Source organism: Mesorhizobium sp. B2-4-19, assembly GCF_006441315.1.
GTDB lineage: Bacteria > Pseudomonadota > Alphaproteobacteria > Rhizobiales > Rhizobiaceae > Mesorhizobium.
This window is the reverse complement of record NZ_VFUV01000004.1, coordinates 384,662-405,558: the sequence shown is the minus strand read 5'-3', so window position 1 is coordinate 405,558 and position 20,897 is coordinate 384,662. Positions and strand designations below refer to the sequence as shown.

General features: G+C 62.2%; 19 protein-coding genes and 1 pseudogene. 11 read left to right on the top strand and 9 right to left on the bottom strand.

Annotated elements, in window-relative coordinates:
• Positions 1 to 39 precede the first annotated feature (39 nt).
• The 3 genes from FJ546_RS10550 to FJ546_RS10540 all read right to left on the bottom strand — a co-directional run bounded on the left by FJ546_RS10550 (position 40) and on the right by FJ546_RS10540 (position 3,377).
• Entirely contained in the window at positions 40 to 903 is an 864-nt protein-coding gene (locus FJ546_RS10550; RefSeq protein WP_181167888.1) for an SDR family oxidoreductase, read from the bottom strand.
• 70 nt (positions 904 to 973) lie between these two features.
• Positions 974 to 1,753 (bottom strand): SDR family oxidoreductase, encoded by a 780-nt coding sequence (locus FJ546_RS10545; RefSeq protein WP_140889258.1) that lies wholly within the window; start codon positions 1,751 to 1,753, stop codon positions 974 to 976.
• Positions 1,754 to 1,931: 178 nt separating this feature from the next.
• Entirely contained in the window at positions 1,932 to 3,377 is a 1,446-nt protein-coding gene (locus FJ546_RS10540) for an APC family permease (RefSeq protein ID WP_181167887.1), read from the bottom strand.
• A 156-nt stretch (positions 3,378 to 3,533) separates the two neighbouring features.
• On the opposite strand from FJ546_RS10540, the gene FJ546_RS10535 reads away from it, so the two are divergent.
• Positions 3,534 to 4,133: a TetR family transcriptional regulator gene (locus FJ546_RS10535; protein ID WP_140889256.1), complete on the top strand. Its 600-nt coding sequence runs from the start codon at positions 3,534 to 3,536 to the stop codon at positions 4,131 to 4,133.
• A 113-nt stretch (positions 4,134 to 4,246) separates the two neighbouring features.
• The gene (locus FJ546_RS10530) at positions 4,247 to 4,597 is read left to right on the top strand and encodes a hypothetical protein (RefSeq protein ID WP_140889255.1); all 351 of its coding nucleotides are present in this window, start codon (positions 4,247 to 4,249) and stop codon (positions 4,595 to 4,597) included.
• Between the two features lie 29 nt (positions 4,598 to 4,626).
• Here FJ546_RS10530 and FJ546_RS10525 read toward each other — a convergent pair whose 3' ends face one another.
• From FJ546_RS10525 to FJ546_RS10515, 3 genes are all read right to left on the bottom strand, one after another.
• A complete protein-coding gene (locus FJ546_RS10525; protein ID WP_140889254.1) occupies positions 4,627 to 6,135 on the bottom strand; it encodes a tripartite tricarboxylate transporter permease in 1,509 nt (502 codons plus the stop codon).
• A gap of 30 nt (positions 6,136 to 6,165) precedes the next feature.
• Complete coding sequence (locus FJ546_RS10520) at positions 6,166 to 6,639, bottom strand: tripartite tricarboxylate transporter TctB family protein (RefSeq protein ID WP_140889253.1); 474 nt, start codon at positions 6,637 to 6,639, stop codon at positions 6,166 to 6,168.
• 133 nt (positions 6,640 to 6,772) lie between these two features.
• On the bottom strand, positions 6,773 to 7,747 hold the full coding sequence (locus FJ546_RS10515) for a tripartite tricarboxylate transporter substrate-binding protein (protein ID WP_140889252.1): 975 nt from the start codon (positions 7,745 to 7,747) through the stop codon (positions 6,773 to 6,775).
• Between the two features lie 250 nt (positions 7,748 to 7,997).
• On the opposite strand from FJ546_RS10515, the gene FJ546_RS10510 reads away from it, so the two are divergent.
• The 3 genes from FJ546_RS10510 to FJ546_RS10500 are packed head-to-tail and all read left to right on the top strand — an operon-like array spanning position 7,998 to position 11,141.
• Positions 7,998 to 8,675: a response regulator transcription factor gene (locus FJ546_RS10510; RefSeq protein WP_140889251.1), complete on the top strand. Its 678-nt coding sequence runs from the start codon at positions 7,998 to 8,000 to the stop codon at positions 8,673 to 8,675.
• A 7-nt stretch (positions 8,676 to 8,682) separates the two neighbouring features.
• A complete protein-coding gene (locus FJ546_RS10505; RefSeq protein WP_246686803.1) occupies positions 8,683 to 10,053 on the top strand; it encodes a sensor histidine kinase in 1,371 nt (456 codons plus the stop codon).
• Complete coding sequence (locus FJ546_RS10500) at positions 10,050 to 11,141, top strand: ABC transporter substrate-binding protein (RefSeq protein ID WP_140889249.1); 1,092 nt, start codon at positions 10,050 to 10,052, stop codon at positions 11,139 to 11,141. The genes FJ546_RS10505 and FJ546_RS10500 overlap by 4 nt, the downstream gene beginning before the upstream one ends.
• Before the next feature lie 280 nt (positions 11,142 to 11,421).
• On the opposite strand, the pseudogene FJ546_RS10495 reads toward FJ546_RS10500, so the two are convergent.
• Positions 11,422 to 11,703: pseudogene (locus FJ546_RS10495) on the bottom strand (FAD-dependent oxidoreductase); the annotation flags it as partial.
• Between the two features lie 120 nt (positions 11,704 to 11,823).
• A complete protein-coding gene (locus tag FJ546_RS10490; protein WP_140889247.1) occupies positions 11,824 to 12,969 on the bottom strand; it encodes an FAD-binding oxidoreductase in 1,146 nt (381 codons plus the stop codon).
• Between the two features lie 145 nt (positions 12,970 to 13,114).
• Here FJ546_RS10490 and FJ546_RS10485 point away from each other — a divergent pair, with 145 nt between their 5' ends.
• The 6 genes from FJ546_RS10485 (at position 13,115) to FJ546_RS10460 (ending at position 19,377) form a co-directional block, all read left to right on the top strand.
• Positions 13,115 to 13,783: an XRE family transcriptional regulator gene (locus FJ546_RS10485; protein WP_140889246.1), complete on the top strand. Its 669-nt coding sequence runs from the start codon at positions 13,115 to 13,117 to the stop codon at positions 13,781 to 13,783.
• A 125-nt stretch (positions 13,784 to 13,908) separates the two neighbouring features.
• Positions 13,909 to 15,459, top strand: coding sequence for an ABC transporter substrate-binding protein (locus FJ546_RS10480; RefSeq protein WP_140889245.1), 1,551 nt, complete (start codon positions 13,909 to 13,911; stop codon positions 15,457 to 15,459).
• Positions 15,460 to 15,477: 18 nt separating this feature from the next.
• The gene (locus FJ546_RS10475; protein WP_140889244.1) at positions 15,478 to 16,494 is read left to right on the top strand and encodes an ABC transporter permease; all 1,017 of its coding nucleotides are present in this window, start codon (positions 15,478 to 15,480) and stop codon (positions 16,492 to 16,494) included.
• Entirely contained in the window at positions 16,494 to 17,378 is an 885-nt protein-coding gene (gene ddpC / locus FJ546_RS10470; protein ID WP_140889243.1) for a D,D-dipeptide ABC transporter permease, read from the top strand. The genes FJ546_RS10475 and ddpC overlap by 1 nt, the downstream gene beginning before the upstream one ends.
• Positions 17,375 to 18,370: an ABC transporter ATP-binding protein gene (locus FJ546_RS10465; protein WP_140889242.1), complete on the top strand. Its 996-nt coding sequence runs from the start codon at positions 17,375 to 17,377 to the stop codon at positions 18,368 to 18,370. The genes ddpC and FJ546_RS10465 overlap by 4 nt, the downstream gene beginning before the upstream one ends.
• Positions 18,367 to 19,377, top strand: a complete 1,011-nt coding sequence (locus tag FJ546_RS10460; RefSeq protein ID WP_140889241.1) for an ABC transporter ATP-binding protein — start codon at positions 18,367 to 18,369, stop codon at positions 19,375 to 19,377. The genes FJ546_RS10465 and FJ546_RS10460 overlap by 4 nt, the downstream gene beginning before the upstream one ends.
• On the opposite strand, the gene FJ546_RS10455 is transcribed toward FJ546_RS10460, so the two are convergent.
• The gene (locus tag FJ546_RS10455; protein ID WP_140889240.1) at positions 19,374 to 20,843 is read right to left on the bottom strand and encodes a M81 family metallopeptidase; all 1,470 of its coding nucleotides are present in this window, start codon (positions 20,841 to 20,843) and stop codon (positions 19,374 to 19,376) included. The genes FJ546_RS10460 and FJ546_RS10455 overlap by 4 nt on opposite strands.
• Between the last annotated feature and the right edge of the window lie 54 nt (positions 20,844 to 20,897).

The following is a 20,897-nucleotide window of genomic DNA, read 5'->3' as shown; positions in this document are numbered from 1 at the left end:
GGTCAATTCCCGCGCCTCGCGCCAGGCTTCGCGGCCGGGTCAGTTCAGCCCAGAAACGACGCCACCATGGACGGGCAGGATCACGCCGCTGACATAGCTGGCCGAGCCCGCGAGCCAGGTGACCGCCTCTGCAACATCGTCCGGCGTGCCGAGTCGCCCGAGCGGGATTTCCGTCAGCACCGCGGCCGAAGCGGCCGCCACGTCGATGTTGCGCAACTGGGCGATGAGTTCGAGTTCGTGCGCGCCCATGTCGGTATGGATGAAGCCCGGCGCGATCGCATTGACCCGGATGCCCTTTGGCCCCCACTCTGCCGCCAGCAGGCGCGTCAAGCCGACGATCGCGTGTTTGGCAAGAACATAGGCGCCGTACCCCGGCTGTGCCGCCAGGCCCAGTGTCGAGGCGATGTTGATGATGGTGCCCCGTCCTGACAAGGCCAGATGCGGCTGCGCCACCCGGCACGTCTTGACCGCGCCGAGGACATTGACCTCCCAGGAAAGCCGCCAGACGGTGTCCTCTATGGTTTCGAAGGCGCCTGCCCCAAGTCCAGTGCCGGCGTTGTTGACCAGGATGTCCAACCGGCCATAGGTCGCGATGGCAGCGGCGATGGCCGCCTCGATCTGCTTTTCGTCGGTGATGTCGCAGGCCACGGCTATGGCCCCGATCCCGTGGCTGCGCGCTAGGGTCGCAGTTTCATCGAGCCCTGTCATCGAATCGCAGAGCCCGATGCCCTCGACCAGGATGTCGGCCCGCTTTCGGGCGACATCCGTCACCACGATGTCGGCTCCGGCCCGGGCCAGACTCAGCACGATGGCACGCCCGATTCCTTGCGGACGGCCCGCACCGGTGACCAGGGCAACCTTGCCGGAGAGCGGCCTCTCTGCGGGAATCGTCGCGTCATTCATGTTTGCCTCCGTCAGTGAGCGGACCCATGATCGTCCTGCTGGACACATCGTCGAGCTCCCGCGTTGGATTTCAGTCCGTGGCCTCGTCTGCGCCGATGACCGCACCCAGAAGAGCGGTGGACCAGCCCGCCGAACCGCCGCCATCGACATTGAGTGACTGGCCGGTCATCCCTTCGGACAAGGGCGAGACGAGGAACAGGATGACGGCGGCGACTTGATTCGCCGTCAGCACGATCCCTAAAGGCGAGGAGATGCGGCTGAGCCTGCGCTCGCTGGCGGCATTGGCCTGCGCGCTCAGCATCGGGGTCTCGACCGAACTTGGGCAGATGCAGTTGACCCGAATGCCGCGCGGGCCATATTCCATCGCGGCTGTCTGGGTCAGCGAGATCACAGCAGCCTTGGAGGCAGCGTAGGGTCCATATCCGGCAATCCCAATCTTGCCGGCCAGTGACGCCGTGTTGACGATGGCACCGGTACAGCGCATCCAGCGCGCGGCGTGCTTGATTCCGTAAAGCGTGCCTAGGGCGTTGATATTCATCATGCGCTGGAACTCGTCGCCATTGGTCTCATCGATCGTCGTCTCGCAGGTGACGCCGGCGTTGTTCACCAGGCCATGGATTGATCCTGTCAGTGCGCCGGCCTCGCGCATAAGCGCTTCGACGCTCGCTTCGTCGGACACATCGACCCGGACCGAATGTCCGCCCAGGTCTGCGGCCAAATCCGCGCAATCGGTGCGATCCGCCAGAACCACCGTAGCCCCCGACTGAGCCAGGGCCCTGGCGGCGGCGGCCCCGATCCCCGAAGCGGCGCCGGTGACAACGATGACTTCGCCGTTGAACTGACTTGTCATGGTTCCATCCTTGGTTTGCAGTGTTTGTGACGCCCGAGGCGCGATGTCTGCACGGGCCTGTCAGGCACCCGACCAGCGGTCTGGGCAGCCAGCATTGGCAGTGCAGGTGCTCGATAGGATGAAGCCCTGCAACGTCTTTCTCTGCCGGCCGTGATGTTCTGGATTCAAGGTCCGCCGGCTATCCCGGTAAGGCCTCAATGTCCGACAGCGTTCCGATCGCGGCATAGACCGTCGGATACTTTGACCGGAGCCAGAGCGCATAAGCCGCACCAGCGAGCGCAATGGCCAGAAGCACGAAAGGCACGACATAGATCCAATCGCTGGTTGCGCCGGTGAGGACCTTGAAGTTCTGGATGGTAAGCGCCGAAGCCAGAACCAGCATCACCGCCGCGATTGCGGGGCCGATGATCACCATGGGGTTCGCAGGCTCGCGGCGAGTCCAGAAATAGGCGACGATGGCGATCGAGGCTGCCGCTTGCAGGATGAAGATGCCCAGCGTACCGAGGCCGATCATCGACGTGGTCATCTGTAGGTAGGGGTCCAGGCCCAGCCCTGCGTAGAAGATGATCGCCGCCACCGTAATAGCTGTCTGCACCACGCTGGCTCGGCTCGGTGTCTTACGGATCTGATGGGCGTGGCCGAGCCAATGGGGCAGCAGCTTTTCCCGGCCGATAGCGTACATGTACCGGCTCGACGCATTGTGAAGCGCAAGCTGCGACGCAAAAAGGCTGGTGACGACAGTAAGAGAGAGCACGACGGAGAGACCCTTGCCGACGAACATATCGCTCAGCATGAAATAGACGCCGCCTTGCATGTCCCTGGCGACATCCGCTGCCTTCTCGACACCCAACGCGCCGATTGTGACCCAGGACACTAGCGCAAAGAACAGCGACACCACGATGACCGTCAGATAGGTTGCTTGCGGAATGCTCTTCTGAGGGTCTGCCGTCTCTTCGGCGTAGATGGCGGCCGATTCGAAACCGATGAACGACGACAGCGCGAACATAAGACCCAGCCCGACTGAGCCGGTCGTGAAGATAGCGGTAGGGTCCAGCGACACCAATGGAAAGGCGGCGGCACCTTTCTGGGCAATAATCGCCAGTACAAGGACAAGCAGGATGCCGAGTTCCAGCGTGATCAGGATCCGCAGGATCGAACCTGCAAGTTCGGCGCTGCGATAGCCCAGAACCGCAATGATGGCTGTGGACACGAACGAGAACAGCCACCACGGCACGTCGATTCCCGCCATGTCGTGCATGTTGAGTGAGGCGAAATAGCCGACCCCTGAAACCAGCGCCAACGTCATCGCATTGTAGGCGACGACAGCGACCAGACCCGCACCCGCGGCCGGAACACGGCCCAGGCCCCGGGCGATGTAGTCATAAAAACCGCCAGCGCCCGAAACGTGCTGGCTGATGGCGGCATAGCCGACTGAGAACAGCAGCAGGATAATTCCGGCAAACACATACATGACCGGAGTGGAGGCACCCGCCCCAAGGAACAGCGTCAACGGCACCATCCCGAGTACAGCTCCCAGCGGGGCCGCAGCGGCCACCACCATTGCTACAACCTTGAGTGTGGACAAATTGCCACTCAATGCACCTCCCTGGACGTGCTGCGTCATGACCCAGATCCTCCCTTTGTCGTCGAAACCAGATGTGAACGGGCTTTCGATCGACAAAAAGTTAATCATGGTCGGTTGACCAAGTCAATGGACTTTGTCATATGACTAAGTCAGTCGCTCAGTCACGCGGGCGGTTCATCAGGAGGAGCTTTCGACATGGCCCGAGTCGCAGCAGCGGAGCGAAGACAACAGATTCTCGAAGCCGCCTTTCGTGTGATCTACCGCGACGGCGTGAGCGCCGCGACGACTCGTGCCATTTGTCACGAGGCCGGAGTGCAGCAGGGCATCTTCCACTACTGCTTCCACACCAAGCGGAAACTGCTGGAGCAGCTGATCACGGTTGCGGTCAAAGACCTGGTGGATGCGTCCCTGCCTTCCGCCGACCTGCCCGATGATGCCAATGTAATGCGAGCGATCCTATCCGGCCTCTGGCAGGAAGTCCGCAAACATGCCGAGCGCCAGTTGCCGCTCTACGAATTGACCATCACGGCTCTGCGCGACCCCGAGTTGGCAGATCTCGCGCGGTGGCAGTACTACACTTATTTCGAAACGATGGAGGCAACGCTCGGAGAGATCGAGCACGCCCGGAGAATTCAATGGACGATCCCCCGGTCAAGGCTCGCTCGGATGATCGTGTCGGCAATTGACGGGCTGACCCTAGGTTGGCTTGCGGATCACGATGACCAGGCCGCGGAGGCCGCTTTGGAAGGCTATGCCGCGGCATTCGGAAGCTTGTCCAAGCCGATGGAGGAATAGGTCGATCTATCCAGCGGGGGAACTTGACTGTTTGGCCAGTTCGGCATGGCGAGGGGTTCGCTGGCCGACGAAGCAGGCCCGGATTCGACTGAGGCCGTAAAACGGAGGATTTGATGGAGATCACAGCGCAGGCCACCCTCGGCGCCAACGTGGCGGTGCTGGACTTCGACCACGCACGGGCCACAACGGTTGCTGCCGAGATCGGCGGCGTGGCCGTCGCAGCCGACGTCGGCGTGGCCGAGCAGGTCGAAGCGGCCCTTGGAACTGCCTGCGACGCCTTGGGCCAGGTGCCGCGGATCGTCGTGAATTGCGCGGGCATCGGCCTCGCGGCGCGGATTGTCGCCCGCGACGGCGCCCTGTCGTCGTTGACGAGGGCAAGCAGTTGCTCGATCCCGATCCGCCCAATCGGCACCCAAACCCGAACTTGGACAGATCGACCGCAGCGCATCGACCACTTGAGCTGACGGAAGGCGCTGCTCGCCTGGCGGCCCCATCATTCGGTGGCCATCAGCATCTTGCGCCGGCGGGAGCGCCGCGACAGGTAGAAAGGCAGGATGGCAACGGCCGCGGCCAGAACCCAGAGCACGTTGCAGATGGTGCTGCTGAAGAGGATAGACGGATCACCGCCACTGATCGCCAAGGCATTGCGCAGGTTCACCTCCATCACCCGGCCCAGTACGAAGCCGAGGATGATGGGCGCCATCTCGAAGCCCGCCTTACGCAGCAGCCACCCCACCATGCCGATGCTCATCATCAGGAAGATGGAGAAGACCGACGAGTGAGTGGAATAGACGCCGACGACCGACAGGACCAAAATGCCCGGCACGAGCAGCCAGTTAGGTACGGTCAGGACGCGAGCGAATATCTGCACGAGCGGCAGGTTGAGTGCCAGCAGGATCAGGTTGCCTACAAATAGCGAGGCGACGAGACCGCCTACGATCTCGGGCCGTTCGGTGAGTAGCATAGGGCCCGGCTGGATGTTGTAGAGCATCAGTGCGCCAAGCATGACAGCGGTGGTGCCCGAACCGGGAACACCGAGCGTCAACATGGGCACGAAGGCGCCACAGGCCGTCGCGTTGTTGGCCGCTTCGGGGGCGGCGAGACCACGCACGTCGCCCTTGCCGAAGGTCCCTTCGGTGTCGGACAAGCGCTTGGCCGTCGTGTAGGAGATGGCGCTCGAGACCGAGGCGCCCGTACCTGGCAGAACACCGATGACGAAGCCGATGAGCGAGCTGCGCAGGGTCGTGCCGGTGCATTTCACGATATCGCTCATGCGTGCGGTCATCCGACCCAGTTCACGGATTACAGTCATGCCGCGGCCCTGGTTTTCCAGGATGATCAGCGCTTCGGAGATTGAGAACAAGCCGATGACGAGCACGACGAACTCGATGCCGTCGCCAAGCTCCGGCTCATTGAAGGTGAATCGGTAGGCCCCAGACGTTGCGTCGAGACCGACCGTTGCCAGCATCAGACCGAGCGTGCAGCCGATGAGCGTCTTTGCAGGATAGCTGCCGACCATCGACCCCAGTGTCGCAAAGGCAAACATCATCAGCACGAAATATTCGGCGGGACCAAAACCGATCGCCAGACCCGCCAGCAGGGGCGCGAACAGCGCCAGGCCGATGGAACCGAGTATGCCGCCCACGAAGGAGGCGAGGCCCGAGAGGGCGAGTGCTTCTCCTGCGCGTCCCTGGCGTGCCATGGGATAGCCATCCATAGCCGTCATGACGGCGCCGGCATCCCCTGGCACGTTCAGCAAGATCGACGAAATGCGGCCGCCATATTCGGCGCCACAATAGATCGCCGCGAGCAGGATCATAGTGCTCTCCGCCGGCAGGCCCATCGTATAGGCAATGGGAAGCAGCAGGGCTATGCCGTTGATGGGGCCGATGGCTGGCAGTGCGCCGACGAGCGTACCGATGAAGCAGCCTATGAGGCCGACAAGCAGGTTCTGCCCGGTCAGAGCGACCGCAAAGCCCTGCCAGAGATACTCGAGGTTCATGGAATTGACCTTTCCGATTCCGACCCTGTCTCAGCCTCTGAATAGCGTGCCGACCGGCAGGTAGACTTCCAGCAGGTAGGAGAAGACGACCCACCAGAGGGTGGCATGGCCGGCCGCTCCGATGAGCGCCTTACCGGGCGGCGCACCGAAGATAAGTGCGGAGCCGAGCGTTAGGACGAAAATGGAAACGGCAAAGCCTGCCGATTCGAACAGGACGATGGAAACGACCAGGAGAACCGGCAGCGCGAGCACGCGGGCAAGCAGAGCGCCGGACGGAAACCCCTCCGCAGGGCCAGGCGAGAAGAAATACCAGACAGCAAGCAGGCCGAGCACTACGGCGAGCGCTATGGGGAAGACCCGCGGGCCTAGGGGATCGGAGGAGAAGGAATATTCGATGACGCTTCCGCCAATACCGTAGGCGACGGCAAGCGCGAGCAGACATATGGCGGCGCCGCGGCCGATCACCTGCACGGCCCGCGGAGAGGGATGCGATTCATCACACATGGGTATTCCTTTATTTTCCGAGACCGCGGCCGCTGTCCGCTGCCTTCCTCGCTTTCCGACCCCTCGTCATCGGCATGCCGATGGCGAGGGTCGTCCGCCTTGTGTCTTGACGGGAGCCTACGAGGGCGTCGCGTTACATGCCGGCTTCCTTGGCGAGGATCTTGAAGCGGGCAACATCCGTCTTCACGCGCTCCTCGAAGTCCTTGCCAAGGAGGGTGAACTCGAACAGGCCCCGCGCTTCACGCTCCTTGGCAAATTCCGACGTTTCGGAAGCCTTCTTGAAAGCATCCACCCACCAGTCGTAATCCGCATCCGAGACGTCCTTGCCGACATAGTAGCCCCGCCAGACCGGCCAATCGATGTCGAAGCCTTGTTCATGCGCTGTCGGAACATCCGCAAGGTCACCCGGCAGACGTTTCGGGGACATGACCGCAAGGATACGGACCTTGCCGGCAACATGGTGCTTGACCATCTCGGCCGCATCGCCCGAACCGACTTTCACATGGCCGCCTTCGAGGGCGGTCAGAACCGCGCCACCGCCTTCAAGCGCGACATAGCGCATGGATTTGGGCTCCTGCCCGGCCGCCTTGGCGAGCAGTGAACCCTTCATCCAGTCCTGCGAGCCCACGGCGCCGCCACCGGCAATTGCAAAGCGTGCCGGATCGGCCTTGTAGGCCTCGACCAGTTCGCCGAGTGTCTTATAAGGCGAATCCGCCGCGACGACGAGTACGCCATAGTCGGCGCCGAGCGCACCGAGCCAGCGCACGGCGTTCTCATCATACTGGCCGAACTTGCCCTGGGCGAGGAGCAGCGCTGATCCGGAAGACGCCGCGGTGATCACGTTGCCGTCCTTGCCACGCTTGCCGATGACGTGATTGTAAGCGACGGCGCCGACTCCGCCTTCCATGTAGGTGACGGCCATGGGCTTGGAAATTTGCTTCGTCTCGAGCAGAGCATTGGCCGCAAGTCGGCAGGTCAAGTCGAAGCCGCCGCCGGGCTTGGCGCCGGCAATGCATTCCGGCTTCGTCGGTTCGGCCTGTGCGGATGCTGCAAACGCCAGAGTGGCCATCGCCGCACCAAAAAGGGCGCTGCTGAAAACTTGTTTCATCGGGTTCCTCCCACGGAATCTTGAGCGGTAACGAGAGAATTCCGCACGCCGCTGACTGCATCAGACCATTTGGCCTAGCATGTCAGTGGACATGTCCGATTCCTCCCGGACCGGTCCCTTCGCTCCCACCGGGCCGGCACGATCACAAGTAACCCGCGTTCCTGTCACCATCCTGTCACGCTCCTGCCGAAGGTGCGAACGGGTTCCTTCATCAACTTGTTGGAGGCCCGGACGCGTGCAATCATGAGACGTGCGTATTCTCTTGGTCGAAGACACTCATGACGTTGGCGAAGCGATTAGTCGTCGCTTCCACCAGACGGGTCACACCGTCGACTGGGAGACCGATGGGGTTGCCGCGTCGGAAATCCTGAGCTTCACCGAATACGACCTGGTGATTCTCGACGTTATGCTCCCCGGCGTAGACGGCTTTTCCATCCTGAGAACGCTGCGCCAGTCGGGGAGCGGCGTCCCCGTCCTTGTGCTGACGGCCCGCTCCGAGGTGGACGACCGGGTCAGCGCGCTCGATCTCGGCGCCGACGACTATTTGGTCAAGCCCTTCGACTTTCGCGAGCTGGAGGCAAGGGCGCGTGTCCTTCTGCGACGACGAAGCGGTGGCGAGCCGACCAACGTCATCATCTGCGGCGATATCAGGCTCGACCGCACCAACCGCAACGTGATGGTGGGCAAGCGCGAGATCCAGCTCAAGCGCCGCGAGATCGTCCTACTCGAGATCCTCGCCTCGCGCCCCGGCAAGGTCTTCAGCAAGGACGAACTGCTTGACCAGCTATTCGGCTTCGAGGAGGCCGCGGGCGAGAACGCAATCGAACTCTACATCGGGCGCCTGCGCAAGAAACTGGAAGGCGCGCGCGCGCGGATCGTCACACTGAGGGGCAGCGGATATCAACTGGTCTCCGATGATGCCGCATAGGAGTTCGTTGTTCTCCCGCCTGATGGGACGCGTCGGCGTCGTTCTGGCGCTGGGTGCGGGAACACTCATCACCGCCGCCTGGATTTACGCGCGCGCCGCCGCGGACGATGCCTATGACCGGCTGCTCCTCGGCGCGGCCTTCCAGATGAGCGAGAGCCTCAACGTTGCCGACGGAAATCTCCGCTTCGTCCTTCCACCCTCGGCGTTCGAACTTCTCGGGCTCGCCAATGATGACCGCATCTTCTACAGGGTCATCGACCCTTCGGGCGCGACCCTTACCGGCTATGCCGATCTGGCCGCCAAGGCGGACCTTTCCGGGAGCCGCACCGCCCCCATTTTCCGTGATGACACCTATCTGGGCGCCCCGGTGCGCACCGTAACCGTATCGCACGCCATGAGCATGCCCGAAGGGCCGGGCTGGGCCTATGTCGTCGTGGCGCAGACCGTCGAGGCCCGCCATGCGCTCGCCTCGGAGCTGACGGCGCGGGCGACGATGCTGGTCGCGCTGATGAGCCTCTTTGCCGTCGCCGGGACAGCGCTGGCGGTGCGCTACTCGCTGCGGCCAGTCGATGACCTCGCCGCCGCGCTCCGTCAGCGCGACCCGCAGGATCTTACCCCTCTCACGGTCGCGGTGCCCGACGAACTGTCTCCCTTTGTTACGTCCATCAACTACTTCATCATCCGCCTTGACGAGCGCATTAAGCTGCTACAGCGCTACATCGCCGACAGCGCCCACCAGATCCGCACGCCGCTGACGGCGCTTTCCGCGCAGGTGAGCCTGATCGACGAGCAGAAGCTTGCGCCGGAAGATCGCCGTCATCTGAAGCGCGTTCAAAGCCGCACTCTCGAACTGGCGGGCTTCACCAATCAGCTTCTCAACCATGCAATGGTCATCCACCGCTTCGACTCAGTCCAGCTGGCGCCCGTCTCGCTGAACGATGTCGCGCGCATGGCATTTCGTAACGCCGTCCCGATCACTGTGGATCCCGACATTATCGTCTCCTTCGAGCCGGCAGATGAAGACCTCATGGCCATGGGCGACGTCCTCAGCCTTCGGGAGGCGGTCGTCAACGTCATCGACAATGCGCTGCGTCATGGCGCGATCGCCAAATTGGAGGTGCGCGTGCGTCAGCGAGAAAATTTCGGTCGAATCGAGGTGATCGACGATGGACCGGGAATCAAGGAGGACGATTGGCCAAATGTCATTAGCCGCTTCTATTCGCGAAGCCCGGATGCGCGCGGGTCTTCGGGGCTCGGTTTCGCCATCGCGTCGGAAGTCGCGACGGTCCTGCGTGGCCAGCTCGGTTTCCGCAAGCGATCTGAAAACGAGCCGTTTTGTGTCTATCTGGAGTTGCCGCTAGTGGGAGGGCAGCCATGACAGCGCGCATTCGCACCCTCGCGCTTGCCGGGCTCGCTTGGCTGGTCCCCACCCTTGCCGGCGCCCTGGAGGGTGAAAGCGAGACGTTCCCCGCGACAGCGAAGGAGACGGGCCACCTGGTCATCCACGCGGCGACGGATCTTGAGGCCATGCGACCGCTGCTGCGCGATTTCCAGGCAGGCAACCCTAACATCCGGATCGACTACCTGGATTACGTCACCAACGATCTTTTCCGCGAGGCACGGGACGCATGCAGAGCGGGGACCTCCGAGGCGGACATCCTCCTCTCCTCGTCGGTCGACCAGTTGGTTCGGCTCGCCAACGATGGCTGCGCCCAACGGCACGACTCGCCGGAAACACGGAGTGTGCCAGACTGGGCGAATTGGCGGGACGAGATTTTCGGTTTCACGTTCGAACCTGTCGTGTTCGTTTACGACCGGCGCTGGGTTCCGCCCGAGGATGTGCCGAGAAGTCACGACGCGCTGCTGGAACTCCTGCGCCGCAAGCCCGACGCCTACCGCGCACGCATAGGAACCTACGATATTCAGGCTTCCGGCATCGGCTATCTTTTGGCATTCTACGATTCCCGCCAGGCGCCTACAGCAAACGGGCGACTGCTCGAAGCTCTGAGCCGCGTGGAAACCATCGTGCGCTGCTGCAACAACGAAGTGCTTGGCGAGCTTGCAGCGGGGCGGATCAGCATCGCCTACAACGTGCTCGGCTCCTACGCCTATGCGGCGGCGCTCGCCAATCCAGATCTGCGCATCGTGCTGCCCCGGGACTACGCGCTCATTCTGTCGCGGGGTGCCTTGGTTCCCGCTGCAGCGGCCCATCCAGATCTCGGCAAGCGTTTCCTCAACTATCTCCTATCGCCTCGCGGCCGGCAGGTCGCGAAGGACGCTTCATTCTTCTTTGCCGAGGACGCCCCCCTGCCCGTCGGTGTCGACGGACCCGAGGCACTGATGGACTCGGGGATCGGCCGCCCCATCCGCATCGGCCCGGCGCTTCTTGCCGCACAGGACGAAATCCAGCGAAGTACATTCATCGAGGATTGGCGCAGACACATCGGAGAACATCCACAGCGTTGATGAGGCCACGTGCCCCAGTCGGAGCTCCCCTCTCCAGCTCGCACCTCGGCGCGCGGCAGCCTCAAAGCGACGGTACCCGCGATTCGCCAGGGCTTGAAGCGCGCCAAGCAGTCGAAGGAGATTTCACGGACCGGAGATTTACACGACGACTAGAGAATGCCCACCATCCAAAACCCTGTCAGGTCTAGTTCTTGCTCAGAGCAAGCCGACGCTGCGATATCAGAGATATAAGCACACAGTCAAAAGTGACGGGATGCCTGTCGCAGGCATGCCCGTCGGTTCAGAGGTATCGGCCAGGTGACAAAGCTTGAGAAACCTTATCTTGGGCTCTGCCGTGTACCAGTTCCGATAACAGCCGGGCGCTTGTGGGTCCCAGCGTAAATCCCTGATGGCCGTGGCCAAAATTACACCATAGGCCAGGCTTTTCCGGGACGGCGCCAACGACCGGAAGCATGTCCGGCATGCATGGTCGCCAGCCTGCCCAAGGCTCAGGCTCGACGGCTTCACCCAAATCGATCGCCTCGCGCGCCATGGGTTCGGCATGGGCCAGTTGTCGGGGCGTCTTTGCCGAGGGCATGAAATCCGGGCCGCCAAGGTGGCCCGACAGTGCATTCATCGCCTCAAGCGGCGTGGACGTGTGACAAAGCGTGATCGAGGGATCGTATCCGGCAACATGGGCGCCTCAACCGTCATTCAGGCTGGTCGCGGCGTGAAACCGGGCAGGCGCCAATAGGGTGGGGTCGGCGCCTTCACCGAGAAATGGTTTGGGCAGATCGTTTCCGATCACCAGAGACGCGGTCAGCTGGCCGAGCGCGGGTCCGGTCTGGATGCCGTAGCCGCCTTGTCCAGCCAACCAGAAGAAGCCCTCAGCACGGGTGTCCCAACCAACCGCCGGCGTCTTGTCCGCAAAGAACGACCGCAACCCCGCCCAACTGCGCGAAACATGCGTTACTGGGAGATCGGCGGCGTGTTGAATGCGATCGACCGCGATGGCGATGTCGATCTCTTCGGGCTGAGCGTCGCACGGTTCGCTGGGTGTCTCATCGGCCGGTGAGAGCAACAACTTTCCTGAGGATGGCTTGAAATAGAACATCTCGTCGACATCGATGACGCCCGGCCAGCCATTGGCGTTGAGGCCGGGTGGCGTTTCGACAAGCATTGCCGTTCGCCGTTTCGGGACCAGGCCAAGCGGCGCGACTCCCGCCATGGCGGCCACCTGGTCCGCCCAGGCACCAGCCGCGTCGACAAGTACAGGTGCGTCGAAGACGCCGACCGGGGTCGTGACAATCCATGTTCCACCGACGCGCTCGATCGCCTCGGCCCGCGCGTTGGTGACGACCTGCGCACCCTGACGACGTGCGCCCCGCAAAAAGCCCTGATGAAGTGCATCGACATCGATATCCATCGCCGAGCGGTCGAGAAACGCGCTCGCCTTGTAATCAGGTCGCAGGATTGGAATGACCGATCGGGAAGCGTCGGGGTCGAGCCATTCCACGGCTGTTACCGATTCCCTAGCCGTCTCTGCAAACAACGCTTCCAGCCTTGGCCTCTGCCCGTCCGTGCCGATCAGCATTGCACCGCGAGGTGTCAGCAAGGGTACATCACAGAAGCCGTGCGGCGGCTCCAGGAAGAACTGGCGGCTGGCCCGTGTAAAGCCGCGGATGGCGGCATTCCCGTAACCCTCGCTGAATAGCGCGGCGGACCGTCCGGTAGTGTGCATGCCACAGTGGGCCTCGGCTTCAAGCACTGTGACCTGTCGACCATGCGCAAGAAAGAACGCCGCCGAGGCGCCAGCTATGCCGCCACCGATGATAAGAACGTCCTGCATAGCCTCTCTCGCTCAAGTGCGGGCAGCCAAGCAGAATATTTCTGATCGGTCAAATACTTTTCCTATAATAAAGGCAGCGTCGCTTGCGAGTCGACTTTGTTCAGTCTCAACTCTAGACTGCGGGCAACGTCAAAAAGGGTCTGCCATGAGCGATTCGAAGCCAAGTCTGGGAGAATGCCTCAAAGTGCTGCGGCGGGAGCGGGGCTGGACGCTGACGCAGGTCGCGCAGATGTCGGGGCTCGCCATATCGACGTTGTCGAAGGTCGAGAACAACCAGATGTCGCTTACCTATGACAAGTTGCTGCAGCTTGCCCAGGGGCTAAGAGTCGACATAACCGAGCTCTTCGGCATGAGAAAGGCCAGCGCCTCTCCCATAGCGCATGGCGCGCGTGCCGTCTGCCGGCTTGAAGACGGGCGGATCGTCGAAACTCCCAACTACGTCTATCGTTTCCTGTGCACGGAGCTGTCGCGCAAGGAAATGATCCCTATGCTGGGGTCGATCACCCAGCAAAGCATCGAAACGTTCGGCGAGCTCATTCGGCATCCCGGCCAGGAGTTCACCTATGTTCTCGAAGGCGAGGTCGAGTTGCATACCGACGTCTATGAAACGCTGAGGCTGAAAGCAGGAGAGTCGGTCTACTTCGAAAGCACCATGGGGCATGCCTATGTCAGCGTCGGTGACACGCCGGCGCGGATCCTGTGCGTATGTACATCGGCATCCGGCCAGCCGGAGCAAACCCTCATCAAGGGCGCCAAAGGTATGCGCCCTCATGACGAGCGCGAGATCGTCGAAGCTGAAATGACACTTGGCTAAATAGAAAAATTCCTTTCCTATCCGAAAAATCGGCTTGCCATCCGGGATGCGGGTGTTAGCGTGGGTGTAAGGCATCCCTCGGTTCGTCCCGTGAGAGATGCAAAACACAAGCTCGAGGGGAGCGCATGATGTTGTTACGTCGCCTGCCGACTTTTGCGGCATTTGCCGCTTTGACAGCCCTGACCTTTGCGGCACCGAGCTGGGCCACTGACAAGGATGTCCTGGTTATCGACAAGGCCGAGGATCCGCCCACGGCTGACCCAGGCGTCGAGGTCAGCAACAACGGATATACACTGATCTTTCCTGCCTACGAGCGGCTGGTGAAGTACGACGGCGGCAAGACCGAGGTCGTTCCGGAGCTTGCCGAGAGCTGGACCACGGCACCCGACAACCTAAGCTGGACATTCAAGTTGGCGTCGGGACACATGTTCGACGATGGCTCGCCGGTCGATGCCGCCGCGGTCAAATATTCATTCGACCGCGTAAAGAAGCTGGCGGCTGGCCCGGGCGACATGTTCCCGACCGTCAAGGATGTCGTCATTGTCGACCCGCAGACCGTGAAGTTCGAATTATCGGCGCCATTTGCACCGTTCCTGTCGGCGCTCGCCACTTCGGCCGGGTCGATCATCAATCCGAAGGCGCAAGAGCACGCGGTCAACGGCGACGACGCGAAAGCCTGGCTCGCCGAGCACAGCGCCGGCAGCGGCGCTTTCAAAATCTCGGCCTGGGAGCGCAACCAGCAGATCACGCTCGATCCCAATCCCCACTATGCCGGCAAGGCGCCGGCTTTCAAGCAGGTCATCTTCAAGATCGTACGCGAGATGTCATCGCGCCGCTTGCAACTGGAGAACGGAGACGCAGACCTGATCGACCAGGTTCCGGTCGACCAGGCCGAGGCCATGAAATCAAGCGCCGGGGTGGTCATTGAGAGCAATCCCAGCCTCTATGTCGTCTATCTCTATCTGAACAACAAGAAAGCGCCCTTCGACAATCCGAAGGTCCGTCAGGCCATATCCTATGCAGCCGACTACAAGGGGCTGGTCGATGGCGTCATGCAGGGCCAGGCCGAACAGATGCGCGGAGCTGTCCCGGACGGCATGTGGGGCCATGACCCGCAGGGCATGCAGTACAGCTACGATCTGGAGAAGGCCAAGCAGCTGCTTGCCGACGCCGGTGTTTCCAATCTGCACATCAGCTTCACCTATTCACAGGCTGACTCCGCCTGGGAGCCGGTGGGTCTTGCGCTGCAGGCTTCGCTCGCCGAAATCGGCGTCACGATGGATATGAAGAATGTCGCCGACACGACCAAGCGCGAGCTGGTCGCCAAGGGCGACTACGACATCGCGACTGGTGCCTGGACGCCGGATTTCGCCGATCCGTTCATGTTCATGAACATCTGGTTCGACCCGACCAAGATGGGGGCTCCCGGCAACCGAGCCTTCTATGAAAACCCGAAAGTGACCGATTTGATCACCCAGGCGCTCGCGACCGTCGACCAGAAGAAGCGTGAGCAGCTCTATATCGACGCGCAGAAGATCACCAACGACGATGCACCATACGTCCTTCTGTTCCAGAAGAACGACATCTTCGCCATGCGATCCTCAGTGAAGGGGTACGTTTACAATCCGATGCTGATCCAGGTCTACAACATCGCCGATATGTCCAAGTCCGAATAAGAAAACGGCGCCGAAGGTATGTCGCTCATTTCAACGATCCTTCGGCGCCTCGTCTTGCTGGTGTTCGTGGTGGCTGGTGTCGCGATCATCACCTTCACGATTTCGCATTTGATCCCCGGCGATCCGGCGCAGCTGATCGCCGGTGACAAGGCTTCAGCCCAGACATTGGCGCATGTGCGGCAGGAGCTTGGTCTGGACAAACCCGTTACCCAGCAGTTTGTCATATACGTCAAGCAGCTCCTGTCGGGCGATCTCGGCCAGTCCTTGCGGACGCGGCGTCCGGTGGCTGGCGATATTGCCCTGTTCCTGCCCGCCACGCTTGAGCTCGGCATAGCCGCGCTGGTGATGGCGATCATGATTGGCGTGCCGCTCGGTGTGCTTTCGGCAATCTACAAGGACGGACCTGTCGACCAGGCAGCGCGTGTCGTGTCGGTCGCAGGCATTTCAATGCCGGTATTCTGGTTCGGGCTGGCGCTCATCCTGCTGTTCTATGTCAAGATACCGATCCTTCCGGGAGGCGGCCGCATCACGCTTGGCATCGCCGCGCCACCGCGTATCACCGGCTTCTTCCTGGTCGACTCGCTTGTCGCCGGCGACCTGAAAGCCTTCCGGTCGTCGCTTTATCACCTCATCCTGCCGGCCTTTGTCCTCGCCTTCGCCAATCTCGGCATCATCACGCGCCAGATCCGGGCCTCGATGCTGGACGTCCTGCAGGAGGATTATGTGCGCACCGCGCGTGCGAACGGTTTGTCGCGGTCGGCGGTCATCCTGCGGCACGCTTTGCCCAATGCCCTGATCCCGTCGGTGACGCTGCTTGGCCTCGCCTTCGGGGATCTGCTCTACGGCGCGGTGCTGACCGAAACGATCTTCGCGTGGCCAGGCATGGGGAGTTATGTGGTGTCATCGATCCAGACGCTGGATTTTCCCGCGATCATGGGCTTCACCATTGTCGCTTCGCTGGGGTACGTGCTGATCAATCTCGCGGTCGATCTGACCTATATGGTGCTCGATCCACAGATCAGGGAGCTCGGCTGATGGCGGCGGATGGCATCGCCATAGCGCCCCGGCCGGCATCGCGGCTTCGCATGGGACGGTTGTGGTATCGCGTGAAGGGGAGTCCCCTCACTCTGATCGGCACAGCGATCGCGCTGGTGGTGCTGTTCGTGATCATGGCCGCACCCCTGCTGGCGCCATATCCGCCCGACAAGATTTCACTTTCAGCAAGGCTTGCCGCGCCTAGCTTCCAGCACCTCTTCGGCACCGATGAGGTCGGGCGCGATCTGTTTTCGCGGGTGCTCTTCGGCGCGCGCGCTTCCTGCGGCATCGCCTTTGCCATCGTCATCATCTCGACCGTCATCGGCTCGATCATAGGCTGCCTGTCCGGCGTTGTCGGCGGCATCGTCGATACCGCGATCATGCGGCTGATGGACGTCTTCCTGGCGCTGCCGGCACTTATCCTCGCCATGGCGCTGGCCGCCGCGTTGGGACCGAGCCTGTTCAACGCCATGCTGGCCGTCGCCGTGGTGCGGGTACCCGCCTATGTGCGGCTGGCGCGTGGGCAGACGCTGTCGCTGCGCAACCGCACCTATGTGAAGGCATCGCGCAGCTTCGGGGCTTCGCCTGCCTACATGCTGCGCTGGCACATACTGCCCAACGCCCTGTCACCCATCATCGTTCAGGCAACACTGGATCTCGGCGGCACCATCCTGACGGCCGCGGCGTTGAGCTTCATCGGCCTCGGCGCCCAGCCGCCAACGTCTGAATGGGGCTCCATGGTGTCGAGCGGGCGCAACTATTTCCTCGACCAGTGGTGGTATGTCACCTTTCCCGGCCTGGCCATTCTGATCAGCGCGATGGGTTTCAACCTGCTGGGTGACGGATTGCGCGACATGCTCGATCCGAGGCTGGGTGGCCGATGACAGAACCTTCCGGCGATGTCCTGCTCGAAATCTCCGACCTTTCGCTTGAGTTCCGTACCTATCGCGGGCCGATCAAGGCGCTGAACGGGATCAGCCTCAATGTCCGTGCCGGCGAGATCGTCGGCATCGTGGGGGAATCCGGGTGCGGCAAATCAGTGACCATGATGGCGGCGACGCGGCTCTTGCCCAAAGGGAGCGCGCACATTACCGGCGGCGGCATCCGTCTGTTCGGCAGCGATCCGATGAAGCTCGGCGAGCGCGAACTCCAGCATGTGCGCGGGCGGCTGGTGTCGACCATCTTCCAGGAGCCTATGAACGCCCTCAACCCGACCCGACGGATCGGCGAGCAGATCGTCGAGGTCATCCGCCGTCACCAGCGTCTCGACGACGCGGCAGCGACGAGCAAAGCCTCAGGCCTACTGCGCGACATGCTGATCAGCGAGCCGGAACGGATGATGCAGGCCTATCCGTTCGAGCTTTCCGGAGGCATGCGACAGCGCGTGCTGATTGCCATGGCCTTTTCCTGCGAACCCAAGCTCATCATCGCCGACGAGCCGACGACGGCACTCGATGTGACGGTGCAGGCGCTGATCCTGAACCTCATCAAACACAAGGCGATGAGCACAGGAACGGCCGTTGTTTTCATATCGCATGACATGGCCGTGGTGTCGCAGCTTTGCGACCGGCTCTACGTGCTTTATGCGGGACGGGTCGCGGAAGCCGGGACGACCGCGTCGGTGCTGGCGGCGCCAGCCCATCCCTACACGCGTGCCTTGATACGCTGTCTGCCGGGGCTGGCACCACCTAAGCAGCCGCTGGAACAGATCCCCGGCACCTTGCCTGACCTGCTTGACCCGCCTGCCGGCTGCCTCTTTCGAGCGCGCTGCCGCGAGGCGAATGATCGTTGCGTCTCGGTGCCGCCGCTGGCTGCCATAGAGCCGGCCCGCCGCGCCGCCTGCTGGCGCAGTATCGAGGAGGCGCAAGCCGCGTGACCGAGCCTCCGCTTCTCTCCGTCGAAAACCTGGAAGTCCGCTACCGTGTCACCTCGGGCTGGTTCGGTGGCACCGACGTCCATGCCGTCAACGGTGTGTCGTTCAGCGTGACCGAAGGCGAGACCATCGGTATTGTCGGGGAATCCGGCTGCGGAAAAACCACGCTTGGACAGGCGATCCTCGGCCTGACGGACATTTCCGCGGGTGCGATCAAACTCAGGGGAACTGAACGGGACCGCGCAGGGCGCACCCAGTTGCAGATCATCTTTCAGGACCCCCAATCGTCGCTTGATCCGCGTCTTCCGGTCTGGCGGCTGATCACGGAACCTCTGCACATTCGCGGCGGCTACACCCGCAAACAGTTGATCGAGCGGGCAACCGAACTGGCGGTCTCGGTCGGCTTGCGGCCGGAGCATGTCGATCGCTATCCACACGAGTTCTCGGGCGGCCAGCGCCAGCGCATCGCGATTGCCAGGGCGCTCGCCGTCGAACCGGCGCTGCTGGTCCTCGATGAGCCGACCTCGGCGTTGGACGTGTCGGTGCAGGCGCAGATCGTCAATCTGCTGCTGTCGCTGCAGGCGGAGCGCAAACTATCCTATGTGCTCATCTCGCATGACGTGTCGCTGGTGCGCCACGTGGCCGATCGTGTCGCCGTCATGTATCTCGGCCAGATCGTCGAAGAAGGCCCGGCGCTCGACGTGCTTGACGCTCCCAGGCATCCCTATACCAGGACGCTCCTCGATGCCGTTCCGAGTTTCGATCGTCCACTGACCTCGATCGCACCGCGCGCCGGCGAATTGCCGAGCAACCGTGCACTGCCGACCGGCTGCTTCTTCCGGGAGCGCTGCCCTTCCGCAACGACCGGCTGCGAACTGCCGCAGGTTCTGGTACCCGCCGACGGATTGCGAACAGTCCGCTGTCATCTGGTCACGCGCGTAGACGATACGGCGTTACCGCGCACGGCGCCGCTGCCGGTGTTTTCTCCCCCGAATGATGCGATTGCTTAAGCCGCATCTGCCGCGAATGGGTTTTCCACTTTCGGCCAATAGGGCGTCTTGAGCTTTGTGTAGGGGATCGCGGCGAAGTTGGGCTGCGTCGCACCGGGCGGAGCGCAGAACAGGATGCGCTTGGCGATCGGTGCGAAGCCAGCCTGGAAATGGTAATTGGATTTGACGATGACGATGCGTCGCTCGCTTGGATTGAGACCGAGCGCGGTCATGCAGTCCGGATGGAAGACCTGCGTGCGTACCGTGTTGATGATCAGGTCGATGCCGCCGTCGGTGGTGACCCATGCCGCATCCCCGAGTGGCCAGGGCATGGTGCCGAACAGCTGCGTCAGCTCGCGGCCGAGGCCTTTTACTGTAACGCGCAGATCGACAGGCATACCCGAGAACACGCCGCACTTGCCGCCGACCCGCAGGTTTATGGTACCGCCGATCCCCGCCTCGACGCAGAAGCGATAGGCGATCGGATCCCAGTACATGGCGCTGGCTACGTTTCCGATGCCGCGCTCTATCAGCCGGCGCAGGATGTAGGTGGAGTCCCCCGGTGCGCCGCCGCCGGCATTGTCCGAAACATCCGCGATGACGACCGGCCCTTGCGGCTCGGCGAGCGCGATGTCGAGCGCCTCGTCGATGCCTAGGAATTTCGGGATCAGGTCGTTGCGCAAGGCAAAAAGCTGCTTGCCGAACCTTTCGGCGGTCCGCTCGGCAAGCGACTTGTCATCGTCGGTGACGACCAGCATGCGGGCTCCGACGTCCTCGACGTCGCCATGCGGAAAGCCATGTCCGAGCGACACTGACAGTATGCCTGGCTCGGCTTCGGCGGCAGTCATGCCATCAACGAAGCCGCGCATCGGCTGCTCCTGCACTCGGAAGGTGCTGATCATGCGGCAGTCGTAAAGCGCCATCACCGGCCTGACCTTGCCCTCCACCGTGTCGACGATAATGCGGTAGAGCTCGCCGGCACGATCCATGATGTCGGTGTGCGGATATTCCTTGTAGGCGACGATAGCGGTGGCGTTGTCGACCATCTTCTGGGTTGTGTGGCAGTGCAGATCCAGCTCTGCCCCGATCGGGATGTCGGGGCCGACAATAGCTCGGACATGCGCGAGAAGATCACCCTCGGTATCGTCATAGCCTTCCGCGACGAAAGCGCCATGCAGCGCCAGAAGCACGCAATCGACCGGCATGGCCGCTTTAAGTTCGGCGAGGATCTCGTCGCGGAACTGCTCATAGACCTTGCGGATGGTTATGCCTCCAGGCTCGGCGCAGACGCACAGGCTCTCGACGATCTCGTGGCCGTCCGCCTCGCCACGCTGGCGCCACACGAACAGCTGGCAAGACGGCTCGTTGAGCGCCTTCGACGTAGCGTCGCCCCGCGCAATGCCCATTTCTTCGAAACTGTGGTAGCCGGTCGGGATGGGCGCGAACGTGTTGGTCTCGGTGTCCATGCCCGCTATGAAAATGCGCATTCTTTCGTCCTCATACCCATCTTTTCGTTTAAGAAAAATCTTTTCTCATCATCA